General features: G+C 38.9%; 23 protein-coding genes and 1 pseudogene. 7 read left to right on the top strand and 17 right to left on the bottom strand.

What is annotated here, in order from left to right; all coding sequences use genetic code 11:
• Positions 1-113: 113 nt before the first annotated feature.
• Both EXE10_RS06020 and EXE10_RS06025 read right to left on the bottom strand, forming a co-directional pair.
• Positions 114-1,067: a FecR domain-containing protein gene (locus EXE10_RS06020; protein ID WP_130112717.1), complete on the bottom strand. Its 954-nt coding sequence runs from the start codon at positions 1,065-1,067 to the stop codon at positions 114-116.
• A gap of 13 nt (positions 1,068-1,080) precedes the next feature.
• Positions 1,081-1,590 carry a sigma-70 family RNA polymerase sigma factor gene (locus tag EXE10_RS06025; protein ID WP_130112718.1) on the bottom strand — a complete coding sequence of 170 codons (510 nt, stop codon included), beginning with the start codon at positions 1,588-1,590 and terminating at the stop codon, positions 1,081-1,083.
• A 218-nt stretch (positions 1,591-1,808) separates the two neighbouring features.
• On the opposite strand from EXE10_RS06025, the gene EXE10_RS06030 reads away from it, so the two are divergent.
• Genes EXE10_RS06030 through EXE10_RS06060 form a run of 7 tightly spaced genes read left to right on the top strand, consistent with a single transcriptional unit; the run spans position 1,809 to position 12,984 of the window.
• Positions 1,809-2,120: a hypothetical protein gene (locus tag EXE10_RS06030; protein ID WP_087552918.1), complete on the top strand. Its 312-nt coding sequence runs from the start codon at positions 1,809-1,811 to the stop codon at positions 2,118-2,120.
• Complete coding sequence (locus EXE10_RS06035; protein ID WP_130112719.1) at positions 2,117-3,814, top strand: PepSY-associated TM helix domain-containing protein; 1,698 nt, start codon at positions 2,117-2,119, stop codon at positions 3,812-3,814. The genes EXE10_RS06030 and EXE10_RS06035 overlap by 4 nt, the downstream gene beginning before the upstream one ends.
• A complete protein-coding gene (locus tag EXE10_RS06040) occupies positions 3,811-4,158 on the top strand; it encodes a DUF3325 domain-containing protein (protein WP_130112720.1) in 348 nt (115 codons plus the stop codon). The genes EXE10_RS06035 and EXE10_RS06040 overlap by 4 nt, the downstream gene beginning before the upstream one ends.
• A 14-nt stretch (positions 4,159-4,172) precedes the next feature.
• Positions 4,173-5,381, top strand: coding sequence for an efflux RND transporter periplasmic adaptor subunit (locus EXE10_RS06045; RefSeq protein WP_130112721.1), 1,209 nt, complete (start codon positions 4,173-4,175; stop codon positions 5,379-5,381).
• Between the two features lie 3 nt (positions 5,382-5,384).
• A complete protein-coding gene (locus EXE10_RS06050) occupies positions 5,385-8,480 on the top strand; it encodes a multidrug efflux RND transporter permease subunit (RefSeq protein ID WP_130112722.1) in 3,096 nt (1,031 codons plus the stop codon).
• Positions 8,477-11,569, top strand: coding sequence for an efflux RND transporter permease subunit (locus tag EXE10_RS06055; protein WP_130112723.1), 3,093 nt, complete (start codon positions 8,477-8,479; stop codon positions 11,567-11,569). Before EXE10_RS06050 ends, EXE10_RS06055 begins: the two co-directional genes overlap by 4 nt.
• A 17-nt stretch (positions 11,570-11,586) precedes the next feature.
• On the top strand, positions 11,587-12,984 hold the full coding sequence (locus EXE10_RS06060) for an efflux transporter outer membrane subunit (RefSeq protein WP_130112777.1): 1,398 nt from the start codon (positions 11,587-11,589) through the stop codon (positions 12,982-12,984).
• 97 nt (positions 12,985-13,081) lie between these two features.
• Here EXE10_RS06060 and EXE10_RS06065 read toward each other — a convergent pair.
• From EXE10_RS06065 to EXE10_RS06130, 15 genes and pseudogenes are all read right to left on the bottom strand, one after another.
• A pseudogene (locus EXE10_RS06065) lies at positions 13,082-13,492 on the bottom strand (hypothetical protein).
• A gap of 603 nt (positions 13,493-14,095) precedes the next feature.
• On the bottom strand, positions 14,096-14,377 hold the full coding sequence (locus tag EXE10_RS06070) for a pyocin activator PrtN family protein (RefSeq protein ID WP_130112724.1): 282 nt from the start codon (positions 14,375-14,377) through the stop codon (positions 14,096-14,098).
• Positions 14,377-14,742: a hypothetical protein gene (locus EXE10_RS06075; protein WP_130112725.1), complete on the bottom strand. Its 366-nt coding sequence runs from the start codon at positions 14,740-14,742 to the stop codon at positions 14,377-14,379. The genes EXE10_RS06070 and EXE10_RS06075 overlap by 1 nt, the downstream gene beginning before the upstream one ends.
• Positions 14,735-14,956: a hypothetical protein gene (locus EXE10_RS06080; RefSeq protein WP_070152236.1), complete on the bottom strand. Its 222-nt coding sequence runs from the start codon at positions 14,954-14,956 to the stop codon at positions 14,735-14,737. Before EXE10_RS06080 ends, EXE10_RS06075 begins: the two co-directional genes overlap by 8 nt.
• Positions 14,957-15,013: 57 nt before the next feature.
• A complete protein-coding gene (locus EXE10_RS06085; RefSeq protein WP_130112726.1) occupies positions 15,014-15,331 on the bottom strand; it encodes a hypothetical protein in 318 nt (105 codons plus the stop codon).
• Positions 15,319-16,824: a 3'-5' exonuclease gene (locus tag EXE10_RS06090; RefSeq protein ID WP_130112727.1), complete on the bottom strand. Its 1,506-nt coding sequence runs from the start codon at positions 16,822-16,824 to the stop codon at positions 15,319-15,321. The genes EXE10_RS06085 and EXE10_RS06090 overlap by 13 nt, the downstream gene beginning before the upstream one ends.
• A 53-nt stretch (positions 16,825-16,877) precedes the next feature.
• A complete protein-coding gene (locus EXE10_RS06095; protein WP_130112728.1) occupies positions 16,878-17,888 on the bottom strand; it encodes a RecT family recombinase in 1,011 nt (336 codons plus the stop codon).
• A gap of 11 nt (positions 17,889-17,899) precedes the next feature.
• Entirely contained in the window at positions 17,900-18,889 is a 990-nt protein-coding gene (locus EXE10_RS06100; RefSeq protein WP_130112729.1) for a YqaJ viral recombinase family protein, read from the bottom strand.
• A gap of 12 nt (positions 18,890-18,901) precedes the next feature.
• Positions 18,902-19,147 carry a hypothetical protein gene (locus EXE10_RS06105; RefSeq protein ID WP_130112730.1) on the bottom strand — a complete coding sequence of 82 codons (246 nt, stop codon included), beginning with the start codon at positions 19,145-19,147 and terminating at the stop codon, positions 18,902-18,904.
• Between the two features lies 1 nt (position 19,148).
• A complete protein-coding gene (locus tag EXE10_RS21435) occupies positions 19,149-19,313 on the bottom strand; it encodes a hypothetical protein (RefSeq protein WP_165382990.1) in 165 nt (54 codons plus the stop codon).
• Positions 19,314-19,315: 2 nt separating this feature from the next.
• Entirely contained in the window at positions 19,316-19,828 is a 513-nt protein-coding gene (locus EXE10_RS06110; protein WP_130112731.1) for a hypothetical protein, read from the bottom strand.
• Positions 19,825-20,211, bottom strand: a complete 387-nt coding sequence (locus EXE10_RS06115) for a hypothetical protein (protein WP_130112732.1) — start codon at positions 20,209-20,211, stop codon at positions 19,825-19,827. Before EXE10_RS06115 ends, EXE10_RS06110 begins: the two co-directional genes overlap by 4 nt.
• 1 nt (position 20,212) lies before the next feature.
• A complete protein-coding gene (locus EXE10_RS06120) occupies positions 20,213-20,653 on the bottom strand; it encodes a hypothetical protein (RefSeq protein ID WP_130112733.1) in 441 nt (146 codons plus the stop codon).
• 93 nt (positions 20,654-20,746) lie between these two features.
• Entirely contained in the window at positions 20,747-21,571 is an 825-nt protein-coding gene (locus tag EXE10_RS06125) for a DUF2303 family protein (protein ID WP_130112734.1), read from the bottom strand.
• Between the two features lie 53 nt (positions 21,572-21,624).
• The gene (locus tag EXE10_RS06130) at positions 21,625-21,954 is read right to left on the bottom strand and encodes a hypothetical protein (protein ID WP_010112842.1); all 330 of its coding nucleotides are present in this window, start codon (positions 21,952-21,954) and stop codon (positions 21,625-21,627) included.
• Between the last annotated feature and the right edge of the window lie 148 nt (positions 21,955-22,102).

Genomic DNA, 22,102 nt, shown 5'->3' on the forward strand with positions numbered 1-22,102 from the left:
TTATCTATTAGTCGAATGAATAAAAAAAAGAGCTCATTGTTTTACGATTTTTTATATGTTTTGAAATTTAAAAGATATTTTTTATTGCTATTGAGCAATCAACAAAGTTCAAACTAATACTTTTCAACATGGAGTATATATGGACTATAAAATTCTAAATTAAGACCGTTGGCATGAGCGATCGTCTCAAGGCTTTGATCAATGTTTACTAAGGAAAATACACCTGAAATTTTAATATTTTCAATATTTTGATCTATATAGTAAGTACCTTTCTGGTAGCGATATAATTCGTATAAAACCTTTTTGAGAGACCAGTTTTCAACGACAAGTAAATGTTGAGTCCAATAGGGTTGGTCATTTTTTAAAGGGATTGCATTAGATATATGTTGCGCATTAAAAACAGCACGAAATCCTTGTTTGATTATTTTTTCTTTTGCAAGCTCAGAGGAGTGAATGGCTACAGCATGTTCATAAACATTTAATTTAGTTTTCTCCTTTTCTTGCCGTACAGTAAATTGAGTACCTAATGCTTCCAATTCGCCATTTGAAGTGCTCACGAAGAACGGACGTTTGTAAGCGTCTTTTGCAGTCTTTATATAAATTTCACCTGTAATAAGTTTAATTTTCCGTGATTGCTTTGTGTATTCAACATTGATGTAGCTATTGCTGGCGAGTATAAGTTGGGAACCATCTTCTAAAGGAATATTCTTAATTTCACCAATATCAGTGTGATAGTCCGCTTGCCATTTTGACCAAGGTAATTGATACAAAAAAAATGAGAGCATAGAAAGACCGATTATGCTCAATAACGTATTATTTTTTAAAGTTTGATGAAATTCATTCTTTGAATGAGCAAAAGATTGAGGTTTTAAATTTGCGGGTAGTTCATTGAGTCCTGAGATGAATTTTTGCACTTGCTCAATGGCAAGTGCATTTTCAGGTTTTTGATTTTTCCATTGTTCAAATTGCTGATATTGTTCATCATTGACTTCTCCAGAATGTAGAATTACGAGCCAGTCAGTCGCTTCATCTAAAACGTGTTCGGATAGTTTTTCTGGATTTGCCATAAGTGAATTTAAATTATTGTTGTTGTAAGCTTATACAAGCAAGAAAAGCAAGCTTCATATCGCGTTTTACTGTTGCTTCAGAAATTTGCAACTGTTCTGCAATGGTTTTGTAAGTCAAACCATCAAGTTGTGATAATAAAAACACTTGAGTTGCTCGTACGGGTAATTTTTCTAAGACTTTATGGACTTGAAATAAAGTTTCTCTAATACAGATTTCATGTTCAGCAGATGGATAGTACTCAGCAGGCAATTGGGCTAATGCCTCTAAATATAAACGTTCAACTTGTTGATGACGCCAATGATCAATAATGACATGTTTGGCAATGCCGAGTAACCATGCTTTGGGTTCTTGAATATTTTCATGTTGATAATGGCTTTTTAGAGCACGATAAAAAACTTCCTGACTTAAATCTTCAGATTGATGATGATGTTGAAGTTTATGCTTAAACCAAGAGAGTAAAGTCGTTTGATGTGCTTGATAAACATGGCTAAACCATAACTGCTTATGTACATTTAAATTCATCGAATAGCCTTAAAACAGAATCAATCAAATCCAATTTCAAGTAAAGAAATAGAATTTAATAAAAATATTTGTTGAATCTTAATGATAATCATTATTAAATGCAATATTATTACTTACACAAAGTAACATTTATTTTGATCTGTTTATCTATCTCATCCGTCTTAGTAGGTAACGATGCGTAATCACTGTATTACGTTTGCAATGTTAGTGGTCTAGTCATGAAATCCCATTCTTTCAAACTCAATGCTCAACAGCATTATCGATTTACTGTGTTTATACGCATTTTACTTGCCGTATTTGGTGGTTTTGGTGTGGCAAATTTAACAGTTGCTATGGTGGGATTATTCTTTCCAAGTCAACAGGCAATTGCCACATATACAGGTTTTTTGCTCAGTTTTATTGTTTGGTTGGTGTTGATCTTGGCTGTATTTAGTATGAAAAGTACTTTGAAAGCAGTCTGCTTATCCATTGGTCTGTTATTGAGTCTTGGTTGTATCGTGAGTGCCTTAAAAACTTGGGGGAGCATATGAAAGAGGGCTTTCGTCAAAGTATGGCTTGGCTTCATACATGGACTGGCTTAGTTGTTGGTTGGGTTTTATTTTTTGTATTCTTAACGGGCACAGCAGGTTATGTTCAAATTGAACTGACACGATGGATGCAACCAGAGCAGCCTCTACAGTCCAATGTATTGGTTTCTGAAAAAGAACAGGTTGATAAAGCCTATGCGTATTTAATGCATCATCCTGAAGCACAAACAGCTGAACGTTGGGGGATTAACCTACAAACTAATCAACGTGGTGCAGATGCATTTGCAGTGAATTGGACTTTGCCACCAAAAGAGGAAGGACAACGGGGTAAGTATCAGAAAGAAGTGCTTGATGTTTCATCGGGTCAACCTGTTTCAGAGCAAATTAAACCACGTGAAACGGGTGGTGGTTTTACACTTTACCGTATGCATTATGCTTTGCACTATATTCCTTATGATTGGGGTATTCGGATCGTAGGCATTTGTACGATGTTTATGTTTGTTGCCATTATATCGGGCATTATTACTCATAAAAAAATATTTAAAGATTTCTTTACCTTTAGACCCGCCAAAGGTCAACGCTCTTGGTTGGATGCGCACAATGTCATTAGTGTGATTGCTTTACCTTTTTATATCATGATCACCTATAGCGGTTTAATTTTCTTTGCCAATGCTTATATGCCTTTGGGCGTCCCTATGGTGTACGGTGCGGGAGAGAAAAATACAGAGCGTTATTATGCTGAGCTTTATCCAACAAATTCACGTTTTAATAAGGAGCATTCTGCTGTTCCGCGAACAATGGGTGAAATACAACAAAAATTTGTCCCTATTCAACCTTTACTCACAAACGCTCAAAATGAATGGGGCGGGGCTGGTAAAATCAGTCAGGTAAATTTTTATCCTGATCAAGGTAAAACACCTGCAAAAATTGAATTCTACCAAACGGGTAGTGACACGATTGCAAGAAAACGAACATCTTTAAGTTTTGATTTATATACAGGTCAAAAGATTGTTCAGGAAAAGTCCAATGAGGATAAAGCACCAATGGTCTTTGGTACAACAGTACTGGGATTACATGAGGGCTTATTTGCATCACCATTTGTACGTATTTTATATGTGCTGACAGGACTTTTAGGCACTGCCATGATTGCAACAGGTTTAGTGCTGTGGACAGTCAAACGCCGACCAAAACAATTAAAGTCAAACCGAATGAGCTTTGGACATGCACTTGTTGAACGCTTAAATATTGCCATGATTGCAGGTTTACCTCTTGCCATCGCGGTTTATTTTTGGGCAAACCGTTTGATTCCTAGCGACTTTGCCAGCCGTGCCAATTGGGAAGTGCATTGCTTATATATCATGTTATTGTTGAGTTTTATTTATGCCTTGAGTCGACCCATTGTACGAGCTTGGATTGAGATATTGGCTTTTGCTGCTTTGGCTTATTTATTGTTGCCTATCCTTAATTTTATTACGACAGATCGTCATTTGGTTGTATCACTGCGTCATCAAGATTTCGCTTTAGCCAGTATAGATTTGGGATTTATTTTCCTTGGGGTCATCTTTGCGTGGGCAAGTTATCGCGTGTGGAGCAAGCGGGATTCTATTTTAAAACCTGTTGTTAAAAAAGCCAAAAAACCACGTGTTGCTCAGACAGATGATGTGACTGAAATTCCGCGTTCAGAGGAGTTGTCATGAGCATTGTGTCGATCAATATTTTAACCACGATATTTCTAAGTTACCTCGGATTATTCGCTTTGAATCTTTCTCTGGAACGCAATGCAAAATTGGTTTTAAAAGCGCCATTGTCTTTAAAAAAAAATCAGATCATCAAAATTTTGGGATGGAGTTTTCTAGCACTTTCATTATTGCACTGTATCTGGGCATGGGGAATCTCTATAGGCATTGCTGCATGGTTTGGTGTGATTACGCTCATCGCTGGCATCATCGTCTTTATTCAATCTTATCAAGCACGATTGAATTTAAATTTATCAAGTATGGCTTTTTTGATTGTGATTGGATTGCAATTTTTTCGACTGTAAATGAGTGAGTTTTTATGAGTGATTCAATGGTAGATGTAACAAAGAAGCATCATTCTTTCGGTCGAAAATTGAAATATGGGATTGGCTTTTTTTTATTGATTGTGTTGATTATTGGGGGGATGTATTGGAAAAAAGTCTCAAATAAACCCAAAGAAGAATATAGCCAATGGAGTAAGCCTGTTCCTGTACGTATCGTCCCTGTACAGCGCAATAACTTAGATGTTGAAATTAAAGCCATTGGTACCGTTGTTCCTGTCCATACTGTGAATGTGCAAAGTCAAGTTTCAGGGGTATTGCAACAGGTTCATTTTAAAGAAGGACAATGGGTGAAAAAAGGGCAATTGCTTGCTCAAATTGATCCTACACCATTTACAGTGGCTTTGGCACAGGCTGAGGGTACAAGACAGCAAAATCTTGCACAACTGCAAAATGCAGAAAATGAGCTTAGTCGTTATCAATTATTATTTAAGCAAGATTCTATTGCAAAGCAACAAGTTGAACAACAGCAAGCTTTGGTAAATCAGCTTAAAGGGCAAATCCAATCCAATCGTGCACAGGTTGATGCAGCAAAACTACAATTGTCGTATAGCAAAATTTATTCACCGATTGAGGGACGTGTTGGTTTTAAGCAAAAAGATGTAGGAAACTTGATTCAAGCCAATGAAAGCACCGCTTTGGTGACCATCACGCAAGTTCACCCGATCTATGTGCAGTTTGCCATCGCTGAGAATCATCTCGCAGGATTACGTGAAACCATAAAATCAGGTCAACAGGTCAAAGTCAGTGCATGGGACAAAGCTGAACAGCAGCAGCTCGCAGTGGGTCATGTGCAAGCTTTGGACAATCAAATAGATGTTAGTACAGGGACTTTAAAGCTAAAGGCGACATTTGATAATCGTGATGATCGCTTATTTCCAAATCAATTTGTCAATGTTCGTTTAAATGCACAGACCATTCAGAATGCTGTCAGTATTCCGAGTGATGCCGTTCAGCATGGTGCAAAAGGCACGTATGTTTATATCATCAACAAAGACCATAAAGCCGAGGTTAGAAGCCTAAAATTAGGTTTAAGTAGCAATGGTCAGATCGAAGTTTTAGCAGGTTTAGACGGTACTGAAAAAGTGGTACTTGAGGGAATTGACCGACTTTCAGATGGTAAAGAAGTTCAAATTATTTCTGATGAGCAAAAACATCGTCCTGTAACGGAATCTGCTACTGGATAAATCATGAATATTTCAAGGTTCTTTATTTTACGTCCAGTAGCAACAACGCTTCTAATGTTGGCATTGCTAGTGAGTGGTCTGCTTGTTTGGCGAATGCTTCCTGTATCTGCGTTACCGCAAGTGGACTATCCAATTATTCAGGTGTATACCTTTCAGCCAGGTGCAAATCCAGACACTGTACAACGAACCATTACTGCACCACTTGAACGTGAAATGGGGAAAATTGCAGGCTTAAAACAGATGTCCTCCAATAGTTCAGTTGGGGCGTCCGTGATTACATTGCAGTTTGATCTCCGTGCTGAATTGGGTGTCGTCGAGCAAGAAGTTCAGTCTGCATTAAGTACTGCAAGTAGTAAGTTACCGAGTGATTTACCTACGCCACCGATCTATCGCAAAGTCAATCCTGCTGATGTTCCTGTGATCACCCTTGCGATTAGCTCAGAAACCTTACCCTTAACCACTGTATATGACATGGTGGATACTCGCGTTGCGCAAAAGCTGTCGCAATTGACAGGTGTAGGAATGGTCAGTCTTGCAGGTGGGCAACGACCTGCAATCCGAGTGCAAATGAATCCGACTGCGCTGGCAAATTATAAAATGAGTGCGGAAGATGTTCGCTCTGCCATTCATTCTGCCAATGCAAATCAACCGAAAGGTAGTTTTGACGGGCCATTTCGGACCACAATGTTGGATGCCAATGATCAGATTCGCTCAATTGCAGACTATGAAGCTTTAATTCTGCGTTGGAATAATGGAGCACCCATTCGCCTCAAAGATGTTGCAACTGTGATTGAGGGGAGTGAAGATCGTTATATGGCAGCATGGGCAGACAGCCAATCTGCAATTCTAGTGAATGTGCAACGTCAACCGAATGCCAATGTGATTCAAGTTGCCGATCAAATTAAACAAGTTTTACCTGAGCTACAACAGAATCTCCCTGACAATGTCAAAATTCGTATTTTGACTGATCGAACTGAAAGTATTCGTAGTTCGATTCATGATGTGCAAAAAGAATTAGTTTTTGCAGTATGCCTAGTGGTGATGGTGACATTCTTATTTTTAAGAAATCTCTCTGCCACCATTATTCCGAGTATTGCCGTACCGCTGTCGATTATCGGTACATTTGTTTTAATGTACTTTTTAGGGTTTTCAATCAATAACTTAACCCTCATGGCGCTGACCATTGCCACAGGTTTTGTGGTCGATGATGCGATTGTGATGTTGGAAAATATTGCCCGACATAGAGAGTCAGGCGAAAGCTTGTTACAAGCGGCACTCAAAGGTTCACGAGAAATTGGTTTTACTCTGATTTCACTGACCATATCGTTAATCGCCGTGCTTATTCCTTTATTGTTTATGGGCGATGTCGTGGGGCGTTTATTCCATGAATTTGCCGTGACTTTGGCAGCAGCAATAGCCTTATCACTCGTCGTTTCTCTCACGCTTACTCCGATGATGTGCGCTTATTTACTTAAAAATACGAAACACACGGCTTCACGTAGCCGATGGAGTTTGGATTGGGTGATTCAGCAATATGGCAAAGGTTTAGAATGGGTATTTAAACATCAAACTTTCACTTTGGTCGTGATGCTGAGTATGGTCATGTTGGCAGGTGTGATGTATTGGATGATTCCTAAAGGCTTTTTCCCTGTACAAGACAGTGGTGTGATTCAGGTCGTGACAGAAGCACCTGATGATATTTCGTTCCAAGCCATGAGTGAACGTCAACAGGCTTTGGCACAACAAATTTTAAAAGACCCTGCGGTGGAGAGCTTGTCCTCCTTTATTGGCATTGATGCTAATAATCCGAAGCTCAGTAATGGTCGAATCCTGATTAATCTGAAACCTTATGCTGAACGTGATCCCGCATCACAAGTGATGACTCGTTTGCGAGGAGAATTTGACCAAGTCAAAGGTATTCAAGGCTGGATGCAGCCTGTGCAAGAGTTGAGTATTGACGATAAAATTAGCCGAACGCAATATCAGTTGAGTCTTACTGCAACTCGCAGTGCAGATTTAGAGCAATGGACACCTATTTTAGTTGATGCTTTACGTAAACAGGCTGAATTTGCTGATGTGACCAGTGATGGTGGCGGATTGGGCTTACAAGCTTTTATTGATGTCAATCGTGATGCAGCAGCACGTTTAGATTTAAATATTGAAGACATTAGTTTAGCGCTGCAAAACTTGTTTGCACAAAGACAAATTGCCACTTTATACACACAGTCGAACCAATACCGCATCGTGTTGGAACTTGCTCCAGAGGCGACACAAGGTTTTGATGCTCTCGCACAGACTTATATCCACAATAAAAATGGTGAACCGATTCTACTCAGTTCAGTGGCAACAATTGTTCAAAAGCGTGTACCGATTCTGCTACAAAAACAATCACAATTTCCAGCCAATGGGGTGTCATTTAATTTAGCACAGGGCGTGGCATTGGGTGATGCAATTCAGGTGATTCATCAAGTTGAACAGCAACTTAATTTACCGATAGATGTCAAAGTGAAATTGCAAGGTGCTGCGGCAGCCTATGAAAATTCAAAACAACATACATTCTGGTTAGTGATTGCTGCGATTGTCACTATGTATATCGTATTGGGAATTTTGTACGAAAGCTTTATTCACCCTATTACCATTCTTTCCACATTACCCTCAGCAGCAATTGGAGCTTTACTTGCCTTGTTTATGGTCAATCGACCTTTAGACATGATCGCTTTAATTGGCATTATCTTGTTGATTGGTTTGGTGAAAAAAAATGGAATTATGATGGTGGACTTTGCCTTAGCAGCTCAGCGCAATGAGGGTTTATCACCTCAACAAGCAATTCACCAAGCAGCACTCATGCGTTTCCGTCCTATTTTAATGACGACACTCGCAGCGTTGGTTGGGGCAATTCCATTGATGTTGGCATCAGGTGCGGGGGCGGAGCTGAGGCAACCGCTTGGCATTGTCATGGTGGGGGGATTGTTGCTTAGTCAGGTTCTGACACTCTTTACTACACCTGTGGTGTATTTGTTTTTCGATCGCATACAGCAGTCATTTAGCCAATCAGATGCAAGCTCATTTGTAAGTAATGATGTTGGGAGAGAGTTTTGAAATTACTCTCAGCCTTTATTCATCGACCTGTTGCAAGTGTGCTAATTGCCATTGCAATTGTACTATTAGGTGTTTTGGCATATTTGCGCTTACCTGTTGCAGCCTTGCCCCAAGCAGATATTCCAACCATTGTGGTGCGGGCAAGTTTACCCGGTGCAAGCCCTGAGAGTATGTCTGCTACAGTAGCAACACCACTGGAACGTGCCATGATGGGTGTGTCTGGGGTGAAAGCCATTAACTCATCAAGCAGTCAAAGTTCAGCGCAGGTGGTGCTACATTTTGATTTGGCAACAGATATTAATGAAGCCGCAAGAGAAGTACAAGCCGCTATTAATGCTGCAATGTCTCAGTTACCCTCAGGTATGCCAAGCCCACCTGAATATTTCAAAGTGAATCCAAGTCAAAGTCCTATTTTCTATTTGGCATTGAGTTCACAGCATGTATCGGCAGGTAAATTATACGAAGTTGCCAGTGATCTGCTACAACCTAATTTGGCACAAGTGAGTGGGGTGGGGGAAGTCTCGATTGACGGTGCTTCTATGCCCGCTGTGCGGATTACCTTAAATCCCAATGCTCTGATTTCACAAGGTGTAAGTTTAGAACAGGTGCGTGAAGCGATTGTTAAAAGCAACCGCACACAAGCACTCGGTGTGGTTGAAACTGAGCAATTACGTTGGCAAGTGGCACTTTCAAACCAATTAAAAACAGCTGAAGATTTTGCCAATCTTCCTATTTATAAAAGTGCTCAAACGATTGTACGGTTAAAAGACGTTGCAGAGGTTCAAGATTCAGTAGAAAACCGTTATGTCAGTGGTTTTCATAATGGTCAAGCTGCGGTCATTATTAAAATTAGCCGACAACCCAATGCCAATACAGTTGCAACCATTGAGAAAATTAAACAAAGATTGCCTGAATTACAAATGATGATGCCTGAGGATGCAAAACTCACCACAGTAATGGATGGTTCGAAAATTATTCGGGCAGGTTTGGACGAAGCACGAGAGACCTTATTATTTTCGATCATTTTAGTGGTGATTGTGGTGGCTTTGATGCTTGGACGAGTACAAAGTGCATTGGTGCCTGCTGTTGCTTTGATTGTAGTGTTGATTGGTGCAAGCAGTTTGGTGTATTTGGCAGGGTTCTCACTGAATAATTTGTCGATTATGGCGGTCATTGTTGCCATTGGACTTGTCGTTGATGACGCAATCGTGGTGCTTGAAAATATTGAGCGTCATATTGAACAAGGTGAGCAACCCATTCATGCTGCTGTAAAGGGGATTCAGGAAGTCGGTACAACCTTGATTGCTATGAATTTAGCTTTGGTGGTGATCTTTATTTCTATTTTGTTTATGGGCGGTGTGATTGAGCGTTTATTTAGAGAATTTTCTTTAACTTTAGTGTTCATCGTTATTTTATCTGTTGTCATTTCTTTAATATTTACACCAAGTTTATCGGCACGTTGTTTGAAACCATTGCCAAACGATCAAGCTCAAACTTTATATCAATATAGTCATCGTTGGATGCAGAAGCTTAATCAGGCTTATATTAACTCATTAAAATGGATGCTTAGACACAGTTATCTGGCGATTTTATTGTGGATCGGTGCAATCGCAGGTTCTGTTTATGTGTATCAGACTTTGCCTAAACGTGTATTGCCTGAGCAAGATACAGGGCAAGTTGATGCATTTATTCGGGGCGATGATGGATTCTCATTTCAAATTATGCAGCCCAAAATTGCGGCTTTTAGTGCGTACTTATTAAAAGATCCTGCTGTGCAAAATGTCGTAGGTACATCAGGAGGTTCAGGTGGTACAACCAATTCATCTTTGATGGTGAGTTTAAAACCTAAAGCAGAACGCAATGGTCAAAGTGCGCATGATGTTGTCGAGCGTTTGAAACAAAATGCGCCGTGGCAGGCAGGTGCGATTTTCTCAGCACGTGTAAAACAGGAACTTGAACTTGATGATCCATTTGGTGGCAGTGGTCAGGATTATATGTTGCTTTTGCAATCTGACAATGTGGCTTTGTTACGTGAATGGGTACCTAAAGTTGCTTTGGCAATGCAAAAACTGCCTCAGCTTGAAGAGGTTGAATCCATGGGTGATGAAGGTGCACAACACGTAACGCTTGATATTGATCGTGAGGCTGCTCAACGCTTAGGGGTAAATATAGAAAGTATTGCCAGTGTATTAAATAACTCATTTTCACAGCGTCAAATTTCAACGATTTATGATCAAACGCAACAGTTTCATGTGGTGATGGAAGTCGATAAACGCTTCACTGAACAGCCTGAATCATTAGCGCATATCCGTGTACCCAATCAGCATGGTGAATCCGTTCCACTGAGTAATTTTGCCACATGGTCTTATGGTATCAGCAATGATCGAGTTTACCGCCGTAATCAGTATGCAGCGATGGGCATTGGCTATGTGGTTAAACCTGAATATAGCAATGAACAAGCCGATGCTGCGATTCGTTCAGTTTTACCTGAAGTCATGTTACCAAACGAAATATTTATGACCAGTGATAAAGAGGCTGAAGCTCAAAGCTTACAAAGCGGATTAACTACACCTGTGCTGATTTTAGCGGTGATCTTGTTGATTTATATTGTTCTAGGCGTGACTTATGAAAGCGTGGTACATCCATTCACCATTCTGTCCACCATCCCCGCAGTTGCCTTAGGGGCATTATTGACGCTGTGGACATTCGGTTTTCATTTTAGCTTAATCGCTTTGTTGGGCATGTTTTTACTGATTGGTGTTGTGGTGAAAAATGCCATTCTCCTTATTGATTTTACTTTGAAGGAAAGGCGGGCAGGAAAATCAGCTAATCAAGCCATATTATCAGCTGCGGAACTACGGTTTAGACCCATTTTAATGACTAATACCGCAGCGTTATTAGGTGCTATTCCATTGGCACTCAGTTGGGGCGAAGGTGCTGAATTACGTCAGCCTTTAGGTGTGGTGATCGTAGGTGGTTTAGCACTTGGGCAATTACTCACCTTATATACCACACCTGTGTTGTATCTAGTTTTAGAAAAAAGTGCTGAATTTTTTAAAAAATCGAAAAAAGTGCATGCAATTGATTGAGGGAAATAGAAAATATGATGCAAAGTTTAGTTTATAAAAATGTGATCAGCCTCAGTTGCATACTCATTTTAACCGCATGTAGTTCTCATGTTGTCGTACATCCGCCTGAATATCAGATTCCAATTGTACAAGCAGATGATCAATATAAATATGCAGATTTAAATTGGACACCAACCTCAACCATTCAAATTTCTGCTGGGCAATGGTGGGAAATTTATCAAGACCCTGTCTTAAGCCAATTGATGCAACAATTAAATCTAGAAAATTTCACATTAAAGCAAGCTGAAGCACGTTATCAACAAGCACAGGCTTTACTTGAAATACAGCGCGCCAATCGTATCCCCAATATTACTGCAACGAGTTCTGCAAACCGTAATGGCGCAAAAAACACCTCAACAAGTAGTCAATTTGGCTTAGGTATTCAAGCCAGTTGGGTGCCAGATTTGTGGGGACGAGTGGCGAAAGCCATCGAAGGGCAACAAGCCAATCTTGAAGCAAATCAAGCGGATTTGGATGCGATTAAACTTAATCAACAGCTTTTAGCGACAGAAGCGTATTGGACGATTCGTGTACTAGATGCACAATCAGATGTACTAGGGCAAACTGAAAAAAGTTATCTACGTTCAGTTCAGATTTTAAAGAATCAATATCATGCAGGCATGATCGCACGTGCTGATGTGATTCAAGCAGAAACTCAATTAAAACAGGTACAAATTCAGCAGATTAAAGCTACACGAGATCGAAATTTACAAGAAAATATTTTGGCTGTATTACAAGGCAAACGCGTTGCTCAATTCCAATTAAGGAAACAAAAGCAGACTTTGACTATTCCACAGCTTCCAACACAGCTGCCAAGTCGATTATTAATCCAACGTCCTGATGTGATTCGTGCAGAACGAGAATTAGCAAGCACACATGCAGCATTAGGTTTAGCACAAACAGCATGGTTACCTGATCTGACGATAGGTTTAAATGGGAATTTAAATAATCAGATTTTTGCTCATCTTTTTTCATCACCACACTATTTGTGGTCTACAGGTTTACAAGCGACAGCGATGCTTTTTGATGGTGGTAAACGTGATGCTGAAATCGCACAGGCACAAGCACATTATGCTGAAAAATTAGCAGCTTATAGACAGTCGATATTAACAGGTTGGAAAGAAGTCGAAGATGCTTTATTACAGGCATCAAGTTTTAAACAGCAACAAGTTGAACAAAGCAAATTATTGGCTTTGGCAATTGAAAATGAGCAAGTGGCAATGCGACGTTATAACGCAGGTTTAGTGAACTATTTGGAAGTGATCGCAGCGCAAAATCTCAGATTACAAACTGAGCAAACAATTTTACAATTACAGCAATCACAGTTAAATAATACGGCGCAGTTGGTTGCAGCATTAGGGGGAAGAGTGAAATGAGATGGGGCGTTAAGATATTTGAGTTTTGATATATGCTGAAATGAAAAGGCTTTCACATGGATAATTTAAAATATGAAATACTTAAGTTTAGAAGGATTTAAAAAATTAATTGCTTAGGAAGCTGAAAATGATTTTTATGGAGCAGTTTAAGCAAATTGAGGAACAAATTACGGTGCCTATGATTGAAGCGATATTCAGTCTCTTTAAGATGCAGATAACAACATTTTCTTGTTAATTCCATTGAATTTAATTAAACGCTTTTTGGCATATCCCAAAAACGATTCAATTTCATTTACCACGAACACGACGTGCCCAAAGTAAGATCATCAAGTTCAACCACACCTTCAAAAGAAGAAGTTTATTCACAAGCTTGGGTCATTTTATTATGAATTTTAATAAAGCTTCAATTGATGGTACGGACATAAATATTGGCTAATTCTGCAGTGTCAGTAGCAGTAAAATCCATGGTAAAAGAGTGAATAATTTGTCTGAATTTCGCTTCTGTAATTTTAGAACACTAATAATATCTATTTTTATATTTTATATTAATAGGTTACGATATATTTAGATATATTATCTTCCTAAGCCCCACAAGATAAATTGTTCTAAAGTTTTTGACACAACTTGAACTTCAGGATTTAGAATAGCGGGATTAACAAGTATCTCCTCTTCAAAGTGTTTAATCAATTCTTTCGCAAGTGATTCTTTGGCAAAAGTTCTAGTTTTATTGAATGTGGTTTTATCTGGATGCTTGATACGTCTATGAGCTGTATTCGTAAATCTTTTATCAACCTTTTGACGTTTTGTAATCGTTCATGTCTATCCCTATGTTCGTGCTACAATTTTTATAAATGCTACAATATTAAAAATTGTAGCACTCTTTAAGCGGTGAATACTTTGAAATATGAGAAAATGTTTGAGAATACAGGAAATTTAAAATTGAGTAAAAACAATGTTATTGCTGATTTATTCGATCGATCAAAGCATTCTCCTATATTTGTCGCACCGATGGCAGGTGGGTTGGACTATTTATAATAATAATTTAAAATCAATATCTTAGTGTTTTTTGCGTGGCGTATGGCGTAAAATTGGCGTAAAAAATGAGGTGAAATCAATTCACCTCACTCCAATTTCTCCGAGACTCTTTTTGCAGTGAATCCAACCAAACTGCGACATCTGTTAAGTTTACAAAGTATTCAGATTTATTACCATCTACCTTAAATGCTGGGAAAGGTAGTTTACATTTAGCTGCTCGTTGTTTTGCAGCTGCCATATCTAAATGTGGCATGTAATCTTCAACAATATCTTTTAAGGCAACAACAGGTCTTTTATAACGCAGAATCAACATCATTGATGTGTCGATTTGGTCATTTCGATTGATAGCTACTCCCATTACTCATTCTCCTGTGTTTCGTCAATGTCAGCCCATTGGTTGCATTCACACTTAGAACAAAATCCATAAAGTTTTACAGAAGGTTTGCTTGTTTCTGCCCAATTTAGTTGACTCAAATTAGATCGGCACACAGAGCAAATCACTTTATCCTGATCATCATTTAATTGGTATTCAAGATGATCAATTGGATTACAGAATGGGCAGGGAATATCGCCACCACTTGTTAGATATTCACCATCACCACTATCTAAGTCCCATAGATAGCCATCAATACATTGAGAGTCTTGATAGGTAGCACCAAAATAAGATACAGGCATTTGAACAGGACATTCTTGTATTTCAATCGGTGGTTTTTCATTAATCATGGCCTTGCTCCTGTGAATCTTTGATTGCATCGACCCAGCTTTCAGCATCAAGCATATGTTTAATTGCATTCGACAGTTTTTTATTTGCCAAATCTACATAAACTTGAGCAGTCAGTCCTTTTCTGATTTCGTCCTGGCAATTTCTTAATTCAGAGATTGCACTTTGAATATCATTAAGTGCAGCTTCTGAAGTTTTAGTGATAATTTTTTTCATCACAGCCACCATAATTCAAAGTTAATAAATACAAATCCGTTCACTACCAACATAATTTCAAGCCACCAGATAACCCATTCCATGTGATTCACCTTTAACAATATGCAGAATTTCCTTTTCTGCTTTTGCTGTACAAGTCTGTTCAGGTGCACGAAGATGGTTTTCAAATTCAGCCCCAAGCTCATAAGCTGCTTGATTACCTGAAAGGTCTGAGCCAACACGCACATAATGATGTGACTTTTTATATGCTCGTTGTGCTTCTCGACTTTTTGCTCGTGCCACAAAACCACCATCTAACTGCTTCACTTCATACCCCAGTTTTTCTAACCAGATTTTGAAGCCTAAGAAGTTTTTTTGTTTTACTATTGGACGCATAAGGCATTTACCTCAGCTTGGGCGTTATATCCGATAGCTTTAAATAGTGGGTTCAATGCAGAAATATCTAACTGCTTTTTAGCTCGAGTGGCAGCAACATATAAAAGGCGAGCTTCATCTTCGGTTAGGATTTTTTCACCAGGTGCAGCAGCTTCTTTATAAAAGAAATCACCACCAAGCTTGACCTTGTTAAACTCCAAGCCTTTAGACTTATGAGCTGTAGTCACAATGCAGTCATAATCACTAGAATTACTTTTTAGTAATGAGCTGATTAGAGCTTCTTCACCCACTTTATTGATAAGGCTAACAAGTGCTTTTAAGTCATTACCTGAAACTTCATTGGTGTATTCAATGACTTCTTCCCAATTGCTAAAGCCTTCAAACACACTACCATCGTGGACTTTTATTCCAGACTTAACTTTTTGAGCATCTTCAATATTTTTTAATAAAGAACCTGTATCAACTTCTAAACGTGGTTCACGTCCAATTTTGACCAGCTCAACCATATTAGAAAGGGCAGCAGCATTGGTGCGATAAATAAATGCATCGGCAATTTCATCGCTAATTTCATTAACCTGTGAATCTATCTGTTCAAAACCACGTAATGGAATTTCTTCATCCAAAACATTGAACAAAATTTTATTCGCAAGATCAGCAATGTTTTCACCAAAACGGAATGATTGACTCAAACGTGTTTCAGCAATATCTAGGGATTGCATCGCATTGACAGCACCACGAAACGCATAGATTTGCTGGTGACGATCACCCACATAAATTACCTGAGCACGTTGTTTACTCAAGACATTTAACATGATTGGATCAGCATCTTGTGCTTCATCAAATAAAATAAAGTCAGCATTAATCACTGGATTGCTCAATGCCCAATATTTTAGGTAGTGGTCATGTTCGAGACGATTAATGCCAGCAGGATTTAAAATGTCATTCCAGTAATCATGTGCCTTAGGTAAAAGGATATTTGCCAATTCAGCACGGTATGTATCATCCATCCAATCGGGCAAAGCAGCATAGACTTGTGAGAGTTGAATTTCGCTGTAATTAGAACGGCAGAAATAACCAACAGCATTCATCATAGATGTGGCCATACGTTTTGAATTAAATAAACGCTTCTGGTCATCCTCACCACGTTGTTTAACCAATGCCACTGGTACTTGATAATTCTCAAGATCATGTCGAGATGCCAATTGGTTTGACATCAAGCGACGATTTTTTAGTTTATTGGTCAGCCAACGTGGAACAGAGTTATAAGCTAGGCCATGAAAGGTTTTGCACTTAACATTATGGTTAAATTTAGACTGTGCTTCTGTTGCAATTGCCTTGTTAAATGCCAAGTACATTCCATGTTGGTGATGTTTTGCATTACCAATCAGTTTAAGGGTAGAGGTCTTACCAGCACCAGCGTATGCGGTCACTTTACAAGACTGTCCATGTAATGCCATATCAATGGCATGTTGTTGTTCAATAGTTGGATTCATATTTCTATCTCACTATTGGTACCCTCATGTGTGAGGGCACCACATGCCATTAGTTAAGGTGTAAGTTCTGCTGATTTACGTTCAAATAGTGCGCTAACTTCATCAATTTGCTCATCACTCATTGAACTTGTATTAGGTTCAAAACGTTCAGCCATAATTGAATTGATTAACTCGATGGTATCGGCACCATCCAAATCAACCAGTAATTGCACATAATTTTTACGGTTGGCATACGCAGTAGAAATATTTGTTTTTGCAGGTTCGCCAAGATCGGCAGGAATTGTTTTAGCTAAAGCCTTTAATTCCTCAATTGTGCTTAGAGCATTAATTTGATTAATGAGCCCTTCAACATCAAAATTAGGAGCCATATCTATGACAGTTTCTTGTGATTGTTCACGTTCAGCCATTTGAGCTTTAAGCCCACTCGAACCTTGATGTTTTTTTACTGTTGATTGAACAGGGGTAACATCAAGTTCTTCACGTTCAATGACTTCATCTGGTGTATAAACACCAAGAATTACATCTGGACAATATAGGCGTGCCCAACGTTTAGTTGCTAAATATGCAATTTGTTGACGTGGATCATTACCCCATAGCGGTGAGTTACGAACTGTTCCTACTTGTGCCATAGAAATATCAATTACACGTGGTGCGTTCTCACCTCGTAATGTTGCAGATACTCGAACACCAAGAGTAGGGGATTTATCATCCTTACCATTTACTTTCGACCAATCACCGTACCACTCAAAGTGTAAACGTTCTTTTACTGGCGCACGTGAAGTAATAACTGCATTTACAAGCTGTGCTTCATATCCTAAAACGTTATTGACCATGTGAGTTTTTTGAGCGACTGCATAAGGGTTCATTTGCCATTGAGCAGCTTGCATGATGATTGCCATGCAATCGCCAACATTACCTTGCAAATGTTTTGGCACAGTCATACGAGAACCTGCCATAATTTCAGCGGTACGCTCAAAACGAGCCATTACCGTTTCATCCATCATTAAATCAAATGCAGAGAAACCAACTTGATTTGTTTTATGGGTTGCTAGTGCTGTATTCATAATAAAATTCCTTAAACTGTTTCTTTAAATTTGTTTGAAATACGGAAAACTCTGGTGCTGGAAGTTTTGCTATATTTCGCAAATAAATCAGGTTCTTCTTTTTTCAACAGCGTACTGTCGATACGAGTAGATGATTGCTCTTTGTATGTGAATAGGGTTGTGCCTTGGCTAGTCATCATTTCAGCATCCTGCATGGAGGTAACAAGCTGTAGCTTGATTTCATCTTCACGAGCCTTATCCGATTTTTGACGACCCTGAACTGCAATCAGTTCTTCACCTAATTTGATTTGCTCAAAAGTGGCCTCGACTTGTTTACCCACAACATGATTTGACCAACGATGTAAAACATCATCAAAACAAGTAGGGTCTGGTGGCACATCAGCAATGACATGGTTGAACCAAAATGCTTTAACTTGTTTAAAGATTGATTCAATTAAATCGTCATCACGTTCAATGCGATACATACGGAACTTATTGCCACCAATGAGAACGGCAAGGTGCCATACTTGGAAGCCTGTAAGCTTCATGTACCAAAGACATTGAGTAAGGTAATAGTCTGGAATTTGGTCTGAACCTTCTTCACCGAATAATTTAGAAAGATATTCAGAAGCCGTTTTACATTCCAAACCTTGGTCAGTGGTCAACTTGCCATCTTTATCGAAATAAACACGACCTGCAATTTCAGGATTTACAACAGCACGGTCAATGTTACCGATAGCCCAAGACTCTCCGATGTTTTCAAGAGATAATTGCTGAGTAACACGTTGAACTTTCATACCTGAGCGACGTGAGAACTCTTTTGCAACAACGTCTTCAAGTAAGTTGCCGAAATGGGCAGACTCATTTTGTGATTCTTTACGTTCACTACGACCAGTTTTGTCTAACCACAATTGGTATGGTGATTTGTATGGGCTAAAACCAAGGATTGCAGCGACGTCTGAACCACCGATCCCTTTTTTACGTCCAGCAAGAAATTGGTCACGATTAACTTGAGTGTTCATATATTTAACTCCTTAATAAGCATCCTTATGCCCATCCCAACCCATTTCATTTGCTGCACAGGCTTCGTGGTATATGCGCTCATCATCTAATTCCTTACACATATTTTTGTAAGCTGCATTTTGTCCTGTCCTTTTTTCTTGTTCTTTTGCTTTACAAGATTTAGAACAGAACTTAGCCCATCCACGGTTTACATCAGCAGTACGAGCTAAAAAGACCTTTAAGCAATATTTGCATTTTCTTTCAGTCATCGAAGCCATATCACACCACCTGATTTTCAGAGTATTTGGTTGCGAGAGGGCGATAATCATCACCAGTATGTACAACCTCACCATCAACAATAGACTTAATATTTTTAGCCACCACCCCAACATCACAATCAGGTAAATTAGATCGGTTAGAGTATTGAACTTGTAATGTGCCCATGATTACGCACTCCCTTTGATACTTTCATAGACACTTTGGCAAGTAGCCCAATTTAGAGAACCGTAATCCTCATTTTCTTCATCCCAATCACCGTGAAATGGGTTATCAGAAACAGAAGTCATATGAAATCCAATCGCAGGTACATCTGGATCAGTATCTAAATAGTCTGCAATTGCTGGCCAATGATTAATGTGGTCTTCAGGCTGAGGAAAATCATTTAAAAATGCACGTATATCTTGTGCTGCATGTTTGAAATCTTTTTTCTCAATGTACATTCGATCCATTGTCATTAAATGGAGGGTACGATGAACCAATGGAACAGATTCATCACGACACAGAGCCCAAAGTTTTTCACCACTATCTTCAAAAGTAGCAGCCATAAAATGTGGTTTATCCAGATACTTTTGAGCCATGGCATCCCAAATTACTGGTGCTGAACCCCAAGCATTACCAAGTTCAAATAGTTCCTCGACTTTTTCGCCAGGATGAACAGCTAAAACAGTTGTATAACTCATGCTCTAAATCCTCTACGTGAATTCATGATTTCCAAACGAATTGAACCAATTCCTACGTCAATAACTAATTCACGAAAATTTTCATTTGAAGTGATGCCAAATTTGAAAGCCCAACCACCACCGAAGCGTCCAGAACCTTTTACCTTGAAAGGATTCCATCCCCAAAATTCACCGTTATGCTGATCAAATGGTTCATCTTTAGAAACCACATGCCAAGGAAAGCCATGCATTAGGCAAATAACAGTTTTATTTCCAACATCGAATTCAAATTCGTTGTATTTAACAGGTTCACCAAATAAAGCTCGATATACATCAGCTTGAAGGCTTTTAGAGTGATCAGTTGGTTCACTAGAAGCTGTTTTAATTTCAATTAAATCAAGCATATTAATCTCTCAATTTCTGTAATTTCACAGCGATAGAGTCTTCAAGAGCATCATTGATCTTGTCGATTTCATAACGATCAAGATATGCATTGATTTCGCCATCTTCATCACCAACCAATTCAGGTTCTAAGCGATCAATCTGAATGCCTACAGCACGATTAAAGCCGTTACCATCATCGAAACCTGAATAGTCAAAATTCACCTCGATGTAATACTGGTCATTTGCTGTTAATAAGGTTGCATGACAGTCATGTTGACAGTCGTTGTATGGTCCTAAATCCAGCTCATCTACCTTGTAGGTGTCTGATGCCACTGTGATCGGCTGCTGTTCTTCAACAGGTAGCTTTGCTGGTTGATACATTTGCACAGACGCTAAAACTGCTGTCATTGCTACTGCACCACCTAAACCCAACAAAATAGATTTGAAATTTAATGAAACCATGTTCATAATCTCCTTATAGCGATTGCTATACCCCTTAAAGAAGCCCCGTCCTCGATCAAAATTTCGGGGCTTTTTGTTGCTTAATTTTTAGTTTTAAGCGGAAAAGGTACCAATACGGACAGGGTTTTCAGGAAGCAAGTCAATCACTTTTTCTTTGAATTCTTGAATAATTTCATTACGCAAGAGTTCTTCTTTAACGATTTGCAATGCAAACGATGGCTCACCATCTGAGCTATTTACTACAAGACGCAAGCGAATAGTTTTGTCATCAAGACCGACATAAGCTGGATCAATGATTTCAAAATAACTTGGTAATTTCCCTGCTGTGCTTGAAGCTTCAACTTTGTCAAAGACTGAGCGAGTTTCTTGCATGTTTGATACTGACGAGTCAGTAGTTGAAGATGCGTCAACTTTCATGTTGCGAACTGCATTAATTGCTTCCGCAATATGGATCGTTTCACCAGTTTCACTTGTTGCAGCGAATACACTTGCCCAATCTTCAAGTAATGTTGCAAAACGCTTTTGATTGAGTTTGTTATCTTTAAGTTGATTAAGCTTTTCCCAAACTACAGTTGGTTCAAGCTGTAATACTGCTTTATGGTCACAATGACCTTGAGCCAATCCAACAACTTTGAAGTTTAAAATTGCTGTTGCTGATACATTTTTGTGGTCAACAAATACGGGGGCATAAACTTTTACTTCAGGAACAGCATTTTCAGACTGCGTATTACCTAAAACATAACTTTTGAAATCTTCAAAAGATGGGGTTTTTAAAACACCACGTGCACGGTTACGACCAGCTTGAAATTGTTCTAAATCATGAACTTTGAAATTTTCGTGAATGGCAACAAGTTGACCACGAGATATATGATTTACAGGTAACGCAAGTTCAACGATTTCTTTAGCAGAGTTTTCCATTTTCAGTACCTTATGGATGGTTGGTAAAATTGTTGTAATGAGAAGGGGGCTGTTTAAGCGTCTTCAGTGAATAATTGGCTTGTATGGTTAGCGAACAAAGTGACATCACCACCAGCATTCAAATGCATTGGAGTTTTTGAGGTGGTGTCCTCTGCACGTTTACCTTTTGCTGTTGGTTCAACAAAAGCGAGTGTGTGTGCAATTTCGACCTGGCTTGAATCACCGATACGAGCAATATCAAGTGTGATTTTGATTTGCCCTTTTTTGTTGTGCTGAACAGCACCTTGAGAAACCATGCTGATAGCTGCACCGAGTTGGTTAGCAAAGGTTCCTGCACCTAAGTCAGCAACAAATTGCTGTGCGTTGGTTGGTTTGGTAGACATTTTTTACCTCACATTGGGTTGGTTTGTGAGATAAATACTACTTTAAGTAGAAAAATTGTCAATAGAAAATAGAAAAATAATTCTACTTAAAGTAGCTTATTTTTCTTGGGGCAAAATAAAACCCACTAAAGTGGGTGAATGGATTTTG

The organism is Acinetobacter sp. WCHAc060033 (assembly GCF_004209125.1).
Classification (GTDB): domain Bacteria; phylum Pseudomonadota; class Gammaproteobacteria; order Pseudomonadales; family Moraxellaceae; genus Acinetobacter; species Acinetobacter wuhouensis.